Genomic DNA, 15,835 nt, shown 5'->3' with positions numbered 1-15,835 from the left:
CTGTGTGCAAAGACGGCTTACTTGGAGGACAGCGCGCTCTTGCCGAACTTGTTGCGGAACTTCTCGACGCGGCCGCCCATGTTGTCCACCGACTTCTGGGTGCCGGTGTAGAAGGGGTGCGACTCGCTGGAAGTGTCCAGCTTGTACAGGGGGTATTCCTTGCCTTCGAAGGTCTCGGTCTCGCGCGTGTTCACGCAGGAGCGGGTGACGAACTTGAAGCCGTTGGACAGGTCCAGGAACAGGACTTCGCGGTAGTCGGGATGGATGCCTTCTTTGGCCATGGTGATTCCTTGAGCGTCGATGCGGGAGCCACTGTGCACAACCATCGTGCCAGCACTTGCCGCGAAAAGCCCTCGATTCTAGCGCGGCAGTTCACAGAGCGCCAGTGCAGGGCGCGACGGGGCATTCAGGCCTTCACCACGCCGCACCAGTCGACGATGAACTGGGCCATGGCGGCCGTCACGCGCTGCATGCTTTCGAGGGACACGGCCTCGTCGATGCCGTGGATGTGGCGCGCGACGGGCCCGTAGTTGGTCACCGGGATGTCGCTCATCAGCCGGAAGTGCCGGCCATCGGTGGTGGCCGTGCAGGCAAGGCGCGCAGGCCGCTGACCGGCGATCTTCTCGTGGGCGTCGGCCAGCGTGCGCATGGCGGGCGCCTCCAGGTCGTAGACGCAGCCGGGCGAGCGGTGGCCGCGTGCGTCGATCTCGACCACCAGGGCTGGGTTGAGCGCGTGGGCCTTGGCGCGGATGCGCGCGCCGACCTGGGCCTCCACGTCCGCCGGGTCCATGCCGGGGTAGTAGCCGATGCGCAGACCCAGCGTGCAGGTGCAGGGCACGGAGGAATTCCATTCCCCGCCCTCGATCCGGCCCAGGTTGAAGTTGACCGGGTGCGCCACGTCGGCGAAGGCAGGGTGGCGGTTCTCGGGCCGGTTCCACTCGGCTTCCAGCTCCTTCAGGTCGGCCATGATCGCCATCGCCGCCTCGATGGGGTTGAGCCCCTGGCCCATGTAGGCGACGTGGGCGGGCCGACCGGTGAGGGTGACGAACAGCCAGCTCACGCCCACCTGGGCGCTCATCAGCGTCTCGCCGAAGGGCTCGGGAATGATGACGGCGTCGAAGTCGGTGAGCTTCGCCTTGGCCCGGGCGGTCTGCAGCGCATGCAGGGTGGCGAGCGTGCCGTTGCCGGTGTTCTCTTCGTCCAGCACGGCGTTGAAGCCGACCGTGCCGGCCGGGGTGAAGCCCAGCGTGCGCAGCAACCGGAGCGCGGCCAGCGCGCAGACGATGCCGCCCTTCATGTCGCCGGCGCCGCGGCCGTAGAGCCAGCCGTCTTCCACGCGCGGCAGGTAGGGGCCGGTGGTCCAGAGCGATTCCGGGCCGGTCGGCACCACGTCCAGGTGGCCGTTGAAGAGCACCGAGCGGCCCTTCGTGCCTGCCGGCGGCAGGTGGCGGGCCAGCAGGTTGTGCCGGCCGCCGTCCGGATCGCAGGGGCAGGAGAACAGGGCCAAGCCCTCGATCTGCCGGCTGTCGAGAACGATGCGCTCGCAGTCCAGACCCATGTCCTGCATCAGGCCTTCCAGGAAGTCGGCAGCCGGTTGCTCGGCGCCGGAGGGGCTGGGCGCGGCGACGAAGGCGCTGAGCGTGTCGATCATCCAGGGCGTCAGGGCCTGGGCCGCGTCGCGCAGTTGGTCGGGGGTCGGGATGGCAGCCATGGGCGGTTCCAGATTCAGAGTCGGGCCAGCACGTCGTCCAGCGTCTGCACCAGCAGGTCGGCATGGGCGCGTTCGAAGACCAGGGGCGGCCGCAGCTTGAGGATGTGGGCCGCTTCGCCCGTGGCGCTGAGCAGCACGCCGGCCTGCCGCAGGCCGTTGACGACGCGCGCTGCCTCGGCTGTGGCCGGCGTGCGGCGGGCGCGGTCGGTGACCAGTTCGACGCCGATGAACAGGCCCGCGCCACGCACCTGGCCGATCAGCGCATGTTTTTCGCCGAGTTGTCGCAGGCCCGCCATCAGATGGTCGCCGACCGCCTGCGCGTTGGCCTGCAGCCCACCGTCCTGGAGCACGTCGAGCACCGCGCTTGCAGCCGCCATCGAGACCGGATTGCCACCGAAGGTATTGAAGTAGCGGCACTGCCGGCCGAAGGCCGCCATCACCTCGGGCCGCACGGCCAGGCCAGCGACCGGATGGCCATTGCCCATGGGCTTGCCCATCGTGACGATGTCCGGCACCACGCCGTGGCGGGCGAAGCCCCAGAAGGCCTCGCCGGTGCGGCCGAAGCCGGGCTGCACCTCGTCGGCGATGAATACGCCGCCGGCCTCGCGGATCGCGGCGACGGCTTCCTGCAGGAAGCCGCGTGGGCCGGTGAAGATGCCGTCGCTGGAGAAGACGGTGTCCACCAGCAGCGCGGCGGGCCGGATGCCGGCGGCCTGCAGGTCGGCGATGGCGCGGCGCACGCCATCCGCAAAGTGCCGGCCCAGCGTTTCGGCGTCCAGGTCGTCACCATCCGGTGGGGGCACGGTGCGCACCGCGCGGCCCAACTCCACATAGCGGCCCAGCGAGGGCGAGGCCTCGGCCAGGCTGGCGGTGACGCCGTGGTACGCGAAGCTCGTGATGATCACGCCCTCGCCGCCGGTGTGGGTGCGGGCGATGCGCAGCGCCAGGTCGTTGGCCTCGCTGCCGGTGCAGGTGAACACGGCATGGCCCAGTTCGGCGGGCATCGTCGCCAGCAGGCGCTCGGCATAGTCGAGCACGCCCTCGTGCAGGTAGCGCGTGTGGGTGTTGAGCGTGGCGGCCTGCCGCGCGATGGCCTCGACCACCTGCGGATGTGCATGGCCGACGCAGACGACGTTGTTGTAGGCGTCCAGGTAGCGGCGGCCCTCGGCGTCGAACAGCCACACGCCTTCGCCGCGCACCGGGTGCAGCGGCTCGTCGTAGAACAGGCGGTAGCTGGGGCCGAGCAGACGGGCGCGGCGTTCGATCAGGTCGGCAGTGGTGGCGGGCATGGGCAGGGCGCGTAGAGGCGAGTCAGGGGCAGGCGTGGCGCAGCGCGTCGTCGAGCGCGGCGGCAGGCAGGGCAGCCAGCGCCGCCAGTCGTGCCCAGGAGGCGCCGTTGTTGCGCAGCAGGTACGCCGCATTGGCCGGCTCCCGCGCCGCCCGCCAGCCGCTGATGGCGACCACCATGGCCAGGCGCGTGGCGACCAGGATTGGCAGCAGCGTCCGCTCTTGCGTCGAAAGCGGCGTGACCGCGTGGTACGCACCGGCGAAGGCCGCGATGCTCTCGGCGGGCGCCTGCGCGTCCAGCTGGTAAGAGGCCGCGACCGCCAGGTCGACGATCCGCGGTGCGGCGACCATGTCGCCGAAGTCCAGGATGCCGACCAGGCGCTCGGGCGCCTGCGGGGCCACCAGCAGGTTGGAGGGATTGAAGTCGTTGTGGATGGGCTGGCGCGGCAGTGTGCGCAGCACCGGCAGCGCGTCGACGGCAAATCGGTCCAGCGCCGCCTGGGCGAGCGCGCGGCGGGCGGGGTCGTCCACATGCGCCAGCAGGCTGCGGGTGCCGAGGGCGCGCTGAAGGTCCCAGGGCAGGGGCAATTCGCCCGCGGGATGGGACAGGCCGGCGAGGGCGGCATCCAGCCGCGCGAGCAGCGCGCCCGCATGGGCGGCCCGCCCCGGAGTGGGCGGGGCCTTGGGCAGGGGCAGGCCTTGCAGGTAGCTGAAGAGGCGGATGACGCGCGGGGCGTCGCCCAACGTGGTGTCCACCGCAGAGAACGCGCCGCTGCGCATGGGCAGGAGGCGCTGCACCGGCAGGTCCGGCGCGGTCGCGGCCAGGTGCAGCAGCGCCTGCGTCTGGAAGTCGGCGACGACGGCGCTCTCGACCGGGTGCGAAACCTTGAGCATGCGTGGCGCGCCGCCATCCGCAGGCTGGACCAGGAAGTTGGCATCGCGCTCGCCGCCCAGCGGCGTCAGGGAGCCCGCGAGTCCGTAGTGGCGTCGAAGCAGTGATGTGGCGTCGTCCAGGCCGACCGGCGCTGGAGGCGCGCACAGGACGGCAGCTTCGGGCAACTGCTCGAAAGCGTCGTCTTCGCTCCCCGTCCGTTCGGGCCGAGCCTGTCGAAGCCAGGGCACATCAGCCGGCGCGCCGTTTCGCCCTTCGACAGGCTCAGGGCGAACGGGTTGGGAAGCGGGGTCTGTTTGCAGTGGATCGCTCCCCGTCCGTTCGGGCTGAGCCTGTCGAAGCCGGGTCGCATCGGCCGGTGCGCCGTTTCGCCCTTCGACGGGCTCAGGGCGAACGGGTGGGAGGCCGGGGTTCGTTTGCAATGGATCGCCCCCTGTCCGTTCGGGCTGAGCTTGTCGAAGCCGGGGCGCAGCGGCCGGTGCGCCGTTTCGCTCTTCGACAGGCTCAGGGCGAACGGGTTGGAGATCGGGGTTTGTTGGCAGTGGATCGCCCACTGTCCGTTCGGGCTGAGCCTGTCGAAGCCGGGGCACATCGACCAGCGCGCCGTTTCGCCCTTCGACAGGCTCAGGACGAACGGGTTGAGGGCTGTCGGGTGCTTCAGGCGCAAGGCAAACGGGTTGGGGACCGTCTGGCGCTTCGGGCGCAGGGCGAACGGGCTGGGCGGTCGGCGGCGCTTGCAGGCTCATGCCGCCGCCTCGAAACCGCCCAGCGCGCTGCGCAGGTTGGGCCCCAGGTCGGGCGACAGGTAGCCGCCCTCCTGCACCAGCACCGTGGGCACGCCCAGCCGGGCGATCTCGCCGGTGATGCGGGCGAAGCCCTCGGTGCTGACGGCCAGCGCGCGGTAGGGGTCGTGCTCGTGGGCGTCCAGCCCCAGTGCCACCACAACGGCGCCTGGCGCATAGGCGCGGACGGCGTCCAGGGCGCTGCGCAGGGCGACGAGGTAGGCCTCGGTGTCGGTGCCGCGCGCCAGCGGCACGTTCAGGTTGAAGCCCAGCCCATCGCCCTCGCCATGCTCGTGCGCATGGCCGGTGAAGAAGGGCGTGCAGAAATGCGGATCGCCGTGCAGCGAGACCGTGAGCACGTCGCGCCGGCGCCAAAAGATGCCCTGCGTGCCGTTGCCGTGGTGCACATCCACATCGACGATGGCCACGCGGTCGAAGCGCCGGCGCAGGTGCTGCGCGGCGATGGCGGCGTTGTTGAGGTAGGTGAAGCCGTTCGCCCGGTCGGCATAGGCATGGTGGCCCGGCGGACGGCACAGGGCATAGGCGGCGCGTTCGCCGTCCAGCACCAGTTGCGCCGCATGCGTGGCCGTGTGGGCCGACCAGACGGCGGCCTCCCAGGTGTGCTGGCCCAGCGAGCAGGCCATGTCGCCCAGGTGGTAGCCCGCCTGGCCGACCAGGCTGTCGGGATAGGTGAAGGGCTGGCCCGGGAAGGGATGCACATTGGGGATCACCTCGAAGGAGGGATCGTCCAGCTGCTGCCAGCGCGCCCAGGCCGTCTCCAGGAAGCGCAGGTACTGCGGCGTGTGGATGGCCGCGCGTGGGCCCGGGCCGTGGTCCTCGGGGGCGACGACCTCGTGGCCCTGCTCGCGTGCGGCCTGCAGCAGCAGATGGGCGCGCTCGGGCTGCTCGTTGCTGCGCTTGAACTTGCCGCGCACGATGAACTGCTGCGGATCGTGGCCGACGTGGCGGTCGCTGTAGATGACTTTCATGGGCGGTGGGACGTCAGGGCAGCAAGAGACAAAAAAGAAGGTTCAGCGCGTGGCCAGCCGCAGCCGCGCCACATGCTCGCGTGCGTCCTCCAGGTGGAAGCGCAGCGCCTGCTCGACGGCCGGCGCGTCGCGGCGGCGCAGGGCGTTGGCGATGGGTTCGTGCGTCTGGGCCAGCGAGGCCGGGTCGCCATAGCTGTCCTCGGTCAGCGCGAGGAACATGCGTACCTCGTTGACCATGTTGGAGAAGAGCTGCTGCAGGTAGTCGTTGCCCGACAGGGCGCAGAGCGCGGCATGGAAGTCCAGGTCCAGCGTCACGCGCTCGGCCTGGCTCAGTGTGGCGGCGCGGGCGACCATGTCGTCCACGCGGCCGGCCATGGCATCGAGCTGCGCGTCGCTGGCGTGGCGGCAGGCCAGCGTGGCGCCCATCACCTCCAGCGTGATGCGCACGGCATAGAGGTCGTCGATCTGCTTGGTGCTGACCGTGCGCACGGTGAAGCCGTGACGCGGGCGCGAAACCAGCAGGCCCAGGCTTTCGAGCCGGCGCGCCGCCTCGCGCACGGGCGCGCGGCTCACGCCCATCTGGCGGGCCAGTTCGGCCTCGACCACGCGGTCGCCGGGACCGATGCGGCCTTCGAGGATGGCCCGCTGCAGCTCGGCCTGGATCAGCCCGACCAGGTCGGGCGCCTGGATCGAGGCGAAGGCGGGGGCGGATGTGGGCAGGGCGGCGTTCACGCAGTCTCCGGATGTCGTTGTCGTGGCGTTGCGGCGGATCGTGCCAGATACACACCGGCCACCGCGATGCAGGCCATGCCCGCCATCGCCAGGCCATCGGGCGGGCGCTGGAACCAAAAGGCGCTGATCAGCACGGCCAGCAGCAACTGCACATAGTTGAGCGGCGCCAGCGTCGAGGCCTGGGTGCGCCGGAAGGCCGCCAGCAGCAGCAACTGCGCACCGCCGCTGGCCAGGCCGCCCGCCAGCAGCACCAGGGCCTGCGGCCAGGGCGGGACCTGGACGTCCTCTGAAAGTGCCGCCAGCACCAGCGTGACGGCGAGGCAGACGAAGGCCGTATGCGCGAACTGCACCGGTGCCGGCACCACGCCAGACAGCCGGCGCGTGAAGACCTGGAACAGCGCATAGCCTGCGGCCGACACGGCCATCAGCAGCGTGCCCGCCAGCGGCAGATCGTGCCCCGGCCGCACGATCAGCAGCATGCCCGCGAAGCCGCCCGCCACGGCCAGCCACTGGGCGCGGCGCACCCGCTCGCCCAGCAGGCTGGGCGCCAGCGCCACCATCAGCAGCGGCGCCGTGAAGTAGATGGCCGTGGCCTCGGCCAGCGGCATGGTCACCAGCGCCGTCATGAAGCAGGTGGCCACCAGGGCCAGCATGCTGCTTCGCGCCAGCAGCAGGCCCTGGTGCGGCTGGCGCCAGAAGCGCAACTGGCCGTGGCGCAGCAGCAGGCCTAGGCCCACGGTGCTGATGCAGACGTAGCGCGACAGGTTGACGACCACCGGCGCATGGCTGGCGACCATCTGCTTGGCGAAGGCGTCGTAGAAGGCGAAGAGCAGCAGCGCACCCAGGAAGAGCAGCACACCCGCCCCCGGCCCGTGGCGCCAGTTGGGCAGCGGCGAGGCCGTGGCGGCCAGGGCGCTCATCGGCCAGATCCCGGCAGCGCTTGCGACTGGGCTTGGCGAGCGATCACGGATTCAGCCCGGCCAGCAGCGCCGCCAGCCCCGGGCCCAGCGCCTCCACCATGTAGCCGCCTTCCTGCACGATGACCGTCGGCAGGGCCAGCGCACGCAGGCGTTCGCCGACGGCGCGGTAGGCGTCGAAGTCCAGGCGCAGCACGCTGATCGGGTCGTCGCGGTAGGTGTCGAAGCCCATGGGCAGCACCAGCGCCTGGGGCGCGAAGCGCTCGATGGCGGCCACCGCCTGGTCCAGCGCCGCGATGAACTCGGCATTGCCGCTGCCATGGGCCAGCGGCAGGTTGAGGTTGAAGCCCTCGCCGGCCCCGGCGCCGCGCTCGTGCGCATAGCCGGTGTAGAAGGGAAAGTAGCCGGCCGGATCGGCATGCGTCGAGACGGTCAGCACCTCGGCGCTGGCATAGAAGATGTTCTGCGTGCCGTCCCCATGGTGGGCGTCCACGTCCAGCACGGCGACCTTGCCGAAGTGCTGGCGCAGCGCCTCGGCCGCCACGGCGCTGTTGTTGACGTAGCAGAAGCCGCTGGCGCGGTCGTGGTGCGCATGATGGCCGGAGGGGCGGCACAGCGCATAGGCCAGCCGCTCGCCGCCGGCCACAGCCATCGCTGCCGCATGCGCGGTGTGGGCCGAGCGCAGGATGGAGCGCCAGCTGTGCGGCCCGAGCGGCGAGGCGAGGTCGCCCACGTAGTAGCCGGTCTGCGCCAGCAACGAGGGGCTGGGGCAGGGCGGGCGCCGTTCGCCGGGCGCGACGCCGTAGTAGGGCGACAGGTTGGGCAGCACCTCGATGCCCGGCTCCAGCCCGGGGCGGGCGAGCTTTTGCCAGCCTTCGTAGGCGCCGGCCAGGTAGTCCAGGTAGTGCGGCGCATGCACCGCCTCCAGCGGCGTGCGGCCGGCGTCGGCCGGCACCTGCACGGCGATGCCATGGGCCTGCAGCGTGGCCTGCAGCGCCTCGGCGCGGGCGGGCAGGTCGGCCGGCTTGTGGATGCGGCCGATGCGCATGTACTGCTGCGGCTGGTGCAGCAGCTGGTCGGGGCAGAAGAAGGCCTGCATCGTCGTGGCCTCGCTCAGAGCGTCTTCTCGAAGCGGTCGAGCGCGCGGCCCAGGCGGGCGAACATCTCGTCCATCTCGGCCGGCGTGATGATGAGCGGCGGGCACAGGGCCACGGTGTCGCCCATGGCGCGCACGATCAGGCCTTCCTCCTGCGCGTACTGCGCCACCTGGTAGCCGGCCTTCAGCGCCGGGTCGAAGGGCGTGCGGGCGGCGCCGTCGAGCATCAGCTCCAGCGCGCCGATCAGGCCCACGGCGCGCATGTTGCCCACGATGCGGCGCTCGGCCTGGGTGGCCAGGCCCTGGGCAAAGCGTGGCGCCAGTGCGCGGGTGCGGGCCAGGATGCCTTCGTCCTCGTAGACCTTGAGCGTCTCCAGCGCCACGGCCGCCGCCACGGGATGGCCCGAGTAGGTATAGCCATGGCCGAAGGTGCCGATGCGGCCGCTGTTGGCGGCCATGGCCTCGTGGATCTGCTGCGACACCATCACGGCCGAGATCGGCACGTAGGCCGAGGACAGCGACTTGGCGCAGGTGAGGATGTCCGGCCGCATACCGAAGGTGGTGGAGCCGAACATCTCGCCCGTGCGACCGAAGCCGCAGATCACCTCGTCGGCCACCAGCAGCACGTCATACTTGCGCAGCACGGCCTGGATCTTCTCGAAGTAGGTGGGCGGCGGAACGATCACGCCACCCGCGCCCATCACCGGCTCGGCGAAGAAGGCGGCCACGGTGTCCGGGCCCTCGTTCAGGATCAACTGCTCCAGCTCGTCGGCGCGGCGGGTGGCGAAGTCCTCGGCCGACTCGCCGGGCAGCGCGTCGCGGTAGTGGTGCGGGCTGCCGGTGCGCAGGATGCGATCGATGGGCAGGTCGAAGTCCGCATGGTTGGCCGCCAGGCCGCCCAGGCTGGCCGAGGCCACCGTCACGCCGTGGTAGGCGCGGTCGCGGCCGATGATCTTCTTCTTGGCCGGCTTGCCGATGGCGTTGAAGTAGTACCAGATCATCTTCACCGCCGAGTCGTTGGCCTCGGAGCCCGAGTTGGCGAAGAACACGCGCGCCATCGGCACCGGCGCCAGCGCCAGGAGGCGCTCGGCCAGCTGCGCCGCGGCCGGATTGCTGCGGTGGTTGAAGGTGTGGTAGTACGGCAGCGTCTGCAGCGCATCGATGCCGGCCTGCACCAGCCGCGGATGGCTGAAGCCCAGCGAGGCGCACCACAGGCCCGACATGCCCTCGATATAGCGGCGGCCGGATTCGTCCTCCACATGGATGCCGTCGCCGCGCGTGATGAGCAGCGGCTCCACCTGGCCGTGGGTGGCGAGGTTGGTGTACGAATGCAGATGGGCCGCGACGTCTGCGGCGGCGTTGGGGGTGCGGGCGTTCATGGTCTGGGTTTCTCTTGGCTCGTTCGTCTCAGTAGCCGCGTTGGAGGTCCACGGCGACTTCGGCGGCCTGGCCGGCGCGGATGCGTTCCAGGTTCAGGCGGGTTTGCCGGGCGATGACGGCCGGCTGGGTGCGGGTGGCGATGTGGGGCGTGACCACGATGCGCGGGTCGCGCCAGAAGGGGTGCTCGGCCGGCAGCGGCTCCTGCACGAAGGCGTCCAGCGTGGCGGCGCCCAGGTGGCCGGCGTCCAGCGCCGGGATCAGGTCGGTCTCCACCAGGTGGGCGCCACGGCCCACATTGACCAGGTGCGCCCCGCGCGGCAGTTGTGCGAAGAGATCGCGGCCCAGGATGCCGGCTGTTTCTTCGGTGAGCGGCAGCAGGCACACCAGCGTGTCGCAGCCGGCCAGGAACTCGGCCTGCTGCGCTGCGCCGTGGAAGTAGGCGAGACCCTCAGGCACCTCGCGCGGGCTGCGGCTCCAGCCGCGGACGCTGTAGCCCAGCGCCATCAGGGCGCGGGCGCAGGCCAGCCCCAGGGTGCCCAGGCCGGCGATGCCGACGCGGTGGGCGCGCGGTGGCTGGACGGACGCTTCCTCCCAGCGCCCGGCCGCCGCGCTCGCGAGGTAGCGGCCCATGTGGCGCTGGCCGTGGATCACGGCCCAGGTCACGTAGGCCGCCATGCCCGAGGCCATGTCGGTGTCGACGATGCGGCACACCGGAACGTCGGGCAGGGCAGCGTCGGCCGTGATGTGGTCGATGCCGGCGCCCAGCGACTGGATCAACGCCAGCCTGGGCATGCGCGCCATCAACCCCGCAGGGGGAGCCCAGCAGACGGCCGCGTCGATGGCGTCCAGTGGGCCCAGGTCGTCCATGGTGCGCAGCTCGGCATCGGGAAACTCCGCGCGGAAGGCGGGCAGCAGGTAGCCCATGTCCAAGTTGGCGCTCAAGAGGGCGATGGTGGTCAACGGATGGGCTCCTTCTCGGCCGTCAGGCGCGGCACCGCCTCGATCAGCATGCGGGTGTAGGGATGTTGCGGGTCGGTCAGCACCTGGGCGGCCGGGCCGTATTCGACGACGGCGCCGCGCTGCATCACGGCGATGTGGTCGCACATCTCGCCGGCCACGCGCAGGTCGTGGGTGATGAAGACCATGGCCAGCTTGAAGCGCTCGCGCACCTCGGCGAAGAGCTGCAGCACCTGCGCCTGCACCGACACGTCCAGCGCCGACACGGGCTCGTCGGCCACCAGCAGTTGGGGCTCCATGGCCAGGGCGCGGGCGATGCCGATGCGCTGGCGCTGGCCGCCGCTGAACTCGTGCGGATAGCGATCGGCCGCCTCGGGGCCCAGGCCCACCAGGCGCAGCAGCTCCAGCGCGCGGGCCATGGCCTCGGCCTTGGGCACGCCCTGGGCGATGGGCCCGGCCGCCAGCGTGGGGCCGATGCGGTGGCGCGGATTGAGCGAGGCATACGGGTCCTGGAAGACCATCTGCACCTTGCCCTGCGTCTGACGGCGCATGGCCGCGCCGGAAAGCAGGCTCTTGCCCTTGAACAGGACGCGCCCGCTGTCGAAGGGCTCCAGCCCCACGATGCAGCGGCCGACGGTCGACTTGCCGGAGCCCGATTCGCCCACCAGTCCCAGCGTCTCGCCGCGGCGCAGCTGGAAGCCGATGCCCTTGGCCGCCTCGACGCGGCGGCCCTTGCTGAACAGGCCGCCGCCGCTCACGTAGGTCTTGCGCAGGTCCTGCACCTGCAGCACGTAGTCCTCCTGCGTGGCCGCGGCCGGCTCGCGCAGGCGGCCCTGCGGGATGGCGGCGATCAGCTTGCGGGTGTACTCGTGCTTGGGGTGCATCAGCACCTCGTGCGCCGGGCCGGCTTCGACGGCCACGCCGGTCTGCATCACGACCACGTGGTCGGCGATCTCGGAGACCACGCCGAAGTCGTGCGTGATGAAGAGCAGGGCCGTGCCCTTGCGCTGCTGCAGCTCGCGCATCAGCGTGAGGATCTGCGCCTGGGTGGTCACGTCCAGCGCCGTGGTGGGCTCGTCGGCGATCAGCAGGCGCGGCTCCAGCAGCAGGGCGCAGGCGATCATCACGCGCTGGCGCTGGCCGCCCGACAGGCGGAAGGGGTAGCTGTCGGCCAGCAGTTCGGGGTCGGGCAGGCCCACGTCGGCCAGCGCGGCCACGATGCGGCGGCGCTTCTCGGCAGCCGGCAGCGTGAGGTGCGAATCGAAGACCTCGGCCAGCTGGTCGCCGATGCGCATCACCGGGTTGAGCGCGGTCATCGGCTCCTGGAACACCATGCCGATGCGCCGGCCGCGCAGCTCGCGCATCTGGGCTTCGGTGAGCGTGAGCAGGTCGGTGCCCTCGAAGAGGATGCGGCCGGCCACCGGCGCCACATGCGGCCTGGGCAGCAGGCCCATGATGGCGTTGGCGATCATCGACTTGCCGGAGCCCGATTCGCCCACCACGCACAGTGTGCGGCCGGGCAGCAGGTCGAAGCTGGCGCCCTTCACGGCCAGCGAGCGGTCGCCGCCGGGCGGCAGGCAGATGTCCAGGCCCTCGACGCGCAGCACGGCGTCCTCGGCCTCGGGTTCGGGCAGCGGCTTGAGCAGGGCGTTCATCGGGTGCGGCCTCCCAGCCGGGTGTTGAGTCCGTCGTTCAGGCCTTCGCCCACCAGGTTCAGCGCCAGCACCGTCAGCACGATGGCCAGGCCCGGGAACACCGCCATCCACCAGGCCTGGCGCAGCACGGTGCGGGCGGTGCCCACCATGTAGCCCCAGCTCATCTGGTTGGGGTCGCCCAGGCCCATGAAGCTCAGGCTGCTCTCCAGCAGGATGGCCGAGGCGATCATCAGCGAGGCCATCACCACGATGGGCGAGGTGGCGTTGGGCAGGATCTGCGTGAGGATGATGCGCGGCGTGGACTGGCCTGCCAGCTGCGCCGCCGCCACGAAGTCGCGCTGGCGCAGCGTGAGGAACTCGCCGCGCACCAGACGCGCCACCGGTGGCCACGAGACGAGCGCGATGGCCGTCACGATCGAGCCCACCGAGGGCTGGAAGATCGCCACCAGCACCAGGGCCAGCGCAAAGCTGGGCACGGCCTGGAACAGCTCAGTGAAGCGCATCAGCGCCGCGTCGATCCAGCCGCCGAAGTAGCCGGCCACGGCGCCCAGGCCCACGCCGATCAGCAGCGACACCACGGTGGATACAACGCCGATCAGCAGCGAGATACGCGCGCCGCGCACCACGCCCGAGAAGATGTCGCGGCCCATGGTGTCGGTGCCCATCAGGAAGCCGGCTTCCTGCCCGGGCCGCAGGAAGGGCGACTGCACCATGTCCCAGGGGTCGTTGGTGGCCAGCAACGGGCCGAAGGCCACCATCAGCGCCAGCAGCACCAGCACCACGAGGCCGAAGACCGCGCCCTTGTTGCGGCAGAAGCGCCGCCAGAAACCGGAGTTGTTCATTGCCGTGGGCTCCTTGTCGGCGTCACAGCCGGATGCGCGGATCGACCAGGGTATAGACCAGGTCGGTGATCAGGTTGAACAGGATGGCCATGGCGGCCGTCACCAGGAAGCAGCCCAGCAGCAGGTTGTAGTCGCGCTGCAGCAGGGCATCGAACATCAGTCGGCCGATGCCAGGCCAGGCGAAGACAGTCTCGGTGAGCACCGCGCCGCCGATCATGCTGCCGGCCTGGATGCCCGCCAGCGTCACCACCGGCAGGAGCGCGTTGCGCAGGATGTGCGCGCGCTGGATGCGGCCGGGCTTCACGCCTTTGGCGCGGGCGGTCTTCACGAAATCCATCTGCGCGACTTCGAGCATCGAGGCGCGCGTCATGCGGGCATACACGGCCATGAAGAACAGGGCCAGCGTCAGCGAGGGCAGCACCAGGTGCTGCGCGATGTCCCAGGCCAGGGAAAGGCCCGAGAGGCCCGAGCCCACCGTCATGTAGCCGAAGCCCGGCAGCCAGTTCATCTGCACGGTGAAGAGCAGCACCGCCATCATGGCCAGCCAGTACAGCGGCGTGGCGTAGAACACCAGCGCCACCACCGTGATGGCGCTGTCGAGCCAGGAGCCCGGCTTGCGCGCCGCCAGCGCGCCCAGCACAACGCCGAAGATCAGCGACAGCGCGAAGGCGCTGCCGGTGAGCAGCAGCGTGGCCGGCAGTCGGTCGGCGATGAGCTTGGCCACCGGCTGCTGCTGCCGGTACGAGAAGCCCAGGTCCAGCCGAACCACATGGCCCAGGTAGGTGGCCAGCTGCGTGCCGAGCGGCTGGTCCAGCCCGAACTCGCGGCGCAGCTGGTCGACGAACTGCTGGTCGGAGGCGCCGGCCTCGCCGGCCATCACCGACACCGGGTCTCCGGGCGCCGCACGCACCAGCATGAAGTTGACGGTGGCGATCAGCACCAGGGCCACGAGGCCCTGCGCCACACGGGTGAGCATGAACTGCAGGCGTTTCATGGGTGCGTGCGCTGCGTGCTCAGCCGATGGAGGCGCGGCCCAGGCTGTCGTTCAGGCCGATGCCCGAACTCACCGGGTTCTTCACCTTGCTGCGGTAGAGCGTGGGGAAGTTGATCTCGTGCAGCCAGGCGACGGGCGCTTCCTCCAGCAGCAGCTTCTGCACTTCGAGGTAGAGGGCCTTGCGCTTCTCGGGGTCGGCCGCGACCGCGCCGGCGGCGAACAGCTCGTCGACCTTGGGGTTGGAATAGCCCTCGACGTTGTTGAAGGGCGAGCCCTTGGCGATGTTGCTGCTGGTGTAGTTGCGGGCCACGCCCAGGGCCGGGTCACCGTACTGATAGACGTAGGTGAAGGCCAGGTCGTAGTCCCATTCGTTGAGGCGCTGGTTCCAGCCGGCCACGTCGGTGGGCGTCATCTCGATCTTGATGCCGGCCTGGCCCAGGTGCTGGCGCACCATCTCGGCCTGGCGCTGCCAGGTCTCGCCGTAGGGCAGGGGCAGCAGGCGCAGGGTCTCGCCCTTGTAGCCGGCCTCGTCGAGCAGCTTCTTGGCCTTGGCGATGTCGCGCGGGTACTTGGGCACGTCCTCGCTGTAGAACTTGATATGGCTGTTGAAGGGCCCTGTGGCCGCCTTGGCGTAGCCCTGCCAGGCCACCTTGGCGATGGCGTCGCGGTCGATGGCATGCATCACCGCCTGGCGGAACTTGACCTTGTCCATCGGCGCCTTGCGGTTGTTGATCCACAGCCAGGAATGGGGCGCGAAGAACTCCCAGCCCTTGGTCGTGACCTCCACGCCGGGCAGCTTGGACAGGCGTGCCACGTCGAAGTACTCCACCGAGCCACCGGGGGCGATGTCGATCTTTCCGGACTCGAAGGCCGCGGCCCGCGAGGCCGCGTCGGGAATGACGTGGAAATACACGTTCTCCACCTTGGGCACGCCCGGCTGGTGGTACTGGTCGTTGGCCACCAGCTGGATGTAGGAGCCCTTGACCCATTCCTTGAACTTGAGCGGGCCGGTGCCGATGGGCGTGGCGTTGGCCGGGTTGGTCAGGAAGTCTGTGCCCTCGTAGATGTGCTTCGGGATCATCGGCATGGTGCCGGTTTCGAAGATGCCCATGAAGGGGCCGAAGGGCTGCTTGAGGGTGAACTCCACGGTGAGCGGGTCCAGCGCCTTGATGGTGTCGATCTGCTGCAGGCTGGCGCGGAAGCGCGCATGCGTCTTGCGCAGGAAGACGTCGGCCGAGAACACCACGTCGGCCGAGGTGAAGGGCTTGCCGTCGTGCCACTTCACGTTGGGCTTGAGCTTGAAGGTGTAGACCGTGCCTTCCTTGTTGGCGGTCCACGAGGTGGCCAGCAGCGGCTGCGGATCAAGCTTCTCGTCGTAGCGCAGCAGGCCTTCGTAGATGTTGCCGGCGATCATCTGCGTGGGGCCGTTCTGCACGATGCCCAGCATCAGGCCCGGCGGCTCGGGCTGCACCAGCACGTTGATGGTGCCGCTACGCTTTTCCTGCGCCAGCAGGTGCAGCGGCACGCCCGCGATGGAGACGCCCAGGCCGGTGGCGCCCAGTTGGATGAGTCGACGACGTTGCATGTCAGGCTTCCTTTCA

15 protein-coding genes are annotated in these 15,835 nt (G+C 70.3%); all 15 read right to left on the bottom strand.

Features of this window, described 5'->3' with window-relative positions:
* Nucleotides 1–17: 17 nt before the first annotated feature.
* The 15 genes from L0984_RS01630 to L0984_RS01560 all read right to left on the bottom strand — a co-directional run bounded on the left by L0984_RS01630 (nucleotide 18) and on the right by L0984_RS01560 (nucleotide 15,819).
* Nucleotides 18–281, bottom strand: coding sequence for a type B 50S ribosomal protein L31 (locus L0984_RS01630; protein ID WP_017762274.1), 264 nt, complete (start codon nucleotides 279–281; stop codon nucleotides 18–20).
* Nucleotides 282–406: 125 nt separating this feature from the next.
* On the bottom strand, nucleotides 407–1,711 hold the full coding sequence (locus tag L0984_RS01625; RefSeq protein ID WP_234192034.1) for an ArgE/DapE family deacylase: 1,305 nt from the start codon (nucleotides 1,709–1,711) through the stop codon (nucleotides 407–409).
* Nucleotides 1,712–1,725: 14 nt separating this feature from the next.
* Nucleotides 1,726–3,000: an aspartate aminotransferase family protein gene (locus L0984_RS01620; RefSeq protein WP_234192033.1), complete on the bottom strand. Its 1,275-nt coding sequence runs from the start codon at nucleotides 2,998–3,000 to the stop codon at nucleotides 1,726–1,728.
* A gap of 22 nt (nucleotides 3,001–3,022) precedes the next feature.
* Nucleotides 3,023–4,057: a phosphotransferase gene (locus tag L0984_RS01615; protein WP_234192032.1), complete on the bottom strand. Its 1,035-nt coding sequence runs from the start codon at nucleotides 4,055–4,057 to the stop codon at nucleotides 3,023–3,025.
* The gene (locus tag L0984_RS01610) at nucleotides 3,958–4,557 is read right to left on the bottom strand and encodes a hypothetical protein (protein ID WP_234192031.1); all 600 of its coding nucleotides are present in this window, start codon (nucleotides 4,555–4,557) and stop codon (nucleotides 3,958–3,960) included. Before L0984_RS01610 ends, L0984_RS01615 begins: the two co-directional genes overlap by 100 nt.
* A 75-nt stretch (nucleotides 4,558–4,632) precedes the next feature.
* On the bottom strand, nucleotides 4,633–5,661 hold the full coding sequence (locus L0984_RS01605; protein ID WP_234192030.1) for a histone deacetylase family protein: 1,029 nt from the start codon (nucleotides 5,659–5,661) through the stop codon (nucleotides 4,633–4,635).
* A gap of 42 nt (nucleotides 5,662–5,703) precedes the next feature.
* Nucleotides 5,704–6,393: a GntR family transcriptional regulator gene (locus L0984_RS01600; protein ID WP_234192029.1), complete on the bottom strand. Its 690-nt coding sequence runs from the start codon at nucleotides 6,391–6,393 to the stop codon at nucleotides 5,704–5,706.
* Nucleotides 6,390–7,313, bottom strand: a complete 924-nt coding sequence (locus L0984_RS01595; RefSeq protein WP_234192028.1) for a DMT family transporter — start codon at nucleotides 7,311–7,313, stop codon at nucleotides 6,390–6,392. Before L0984_RS01595 ends, L0984_RS01600 begins: the two co-directional genes overlap by 4 nt.
* 43 nt (nucleotides 7,314–7,356) lie before the next feature.
* Complete coding sequence (locus tag L0984_RS01590) at nucleotides 7,357–8,409, bottom strand: histone deacetylase family protein (RefSeq protein WP_234192027.1); 1,053 nt, start codon at nucleotides 8,407–8,409, stop codon at nucleotides 7,357–7,359.
* 14 nt (nucleotides 8,410–8,423) lie between these two features.
* The gene (locus tag L0984_RS01585) at nucleotides 8,424–9,785 is read right to left on the bottom strand and encodes an aspartate aminotransferase family protein (RefSeq protein ID WP_234192026.1); all 1,362 of its coding nucleotides are present in this window, start codon (nucleotides 9,783–9,785) and stop codon (nucleotides 8,424–8,426) included.
* Nucleotides 9,786–9,813: 28 nt separating this feature from the next.
* Nucleotides 9,814–10,746, bottom strand: a complete 933-nt coding sequence (locus L0984_RS01580) for a 2-hydroxyacid dehydrogenase (protein WP_234192025.1) — start codon at nucleotides 10,744–10,746, stop codon at nucleotides 9,814–9,816.
* Complete coding sequence (locus L0984_RS01575) at nucleotides 10,743–12,398, bottom strand: ABC transporter ATP-binding protein (RefSeq protein WP_234192024.1); 1,656 nt, start codon at nucleotides 12,396–12,398, stop codon at nucleotides 10,743–10,745. The genes L0984_RS01580 and L0984_RS01575 overlap by 4 nt, the downstream gene beginning before the upstream one ends.
* Complete coding sequence (locus L0984_RS01570) at nucleotides 12,395–13,240, bottom strand: ABC transporter permease (RefSeq protein WP_076504710.1); 846 nt, start codon at nucleotides 13,238–13,240, stop codon at nucleotides 12,395–12,397. The genes L0984_RS01575 and L0984_RS01570 overlap by 4 nt, the downstream gene beginning before the upstream one ends.
* Nucleotides 13,241–13,262: 22 nt before the next feature.
* Nucleotides 13,263–14,234 (bottom strand): ABC transporter permease, encoded by a 972-nt coding sequence (locus L0984_RS01565; RefSeq protein WP_234192023.1) that lies wholly within the window; start codon nucleotides 14,232–14,234, stop codon nucleotides 13,263–13,265.
* A gap of 19 nt (nucleotides 14,235–14,253) precedes the next feature.
* Complete coding sequence (locus L0984_RS01560) at nucleotides 14,254–15,819, bottom strand: ABC transporter substrate-binding protein (protein WP_234192022.1); 1,566 nt, start codon at nucleotides 15,817–15,819, stop codon at nucleotides 14,254–14,256.
* Nucleotides 15,820–15,835: the final 16 nt, after the last annotated feature.

Origin of the sequence: Pseudacidovorax sp. NFM-22 (assembly GCF_021401245.1) — a bacterium.
Lineage (GTDB): Bacteria > Pseudomonadota > Gammaproteobacteria > Burkholderiales > Burkholderiaceae_C > Xenophilus.
This window is presented reverse-complemented; position numbering and strand designations above follow the sequence as displayed.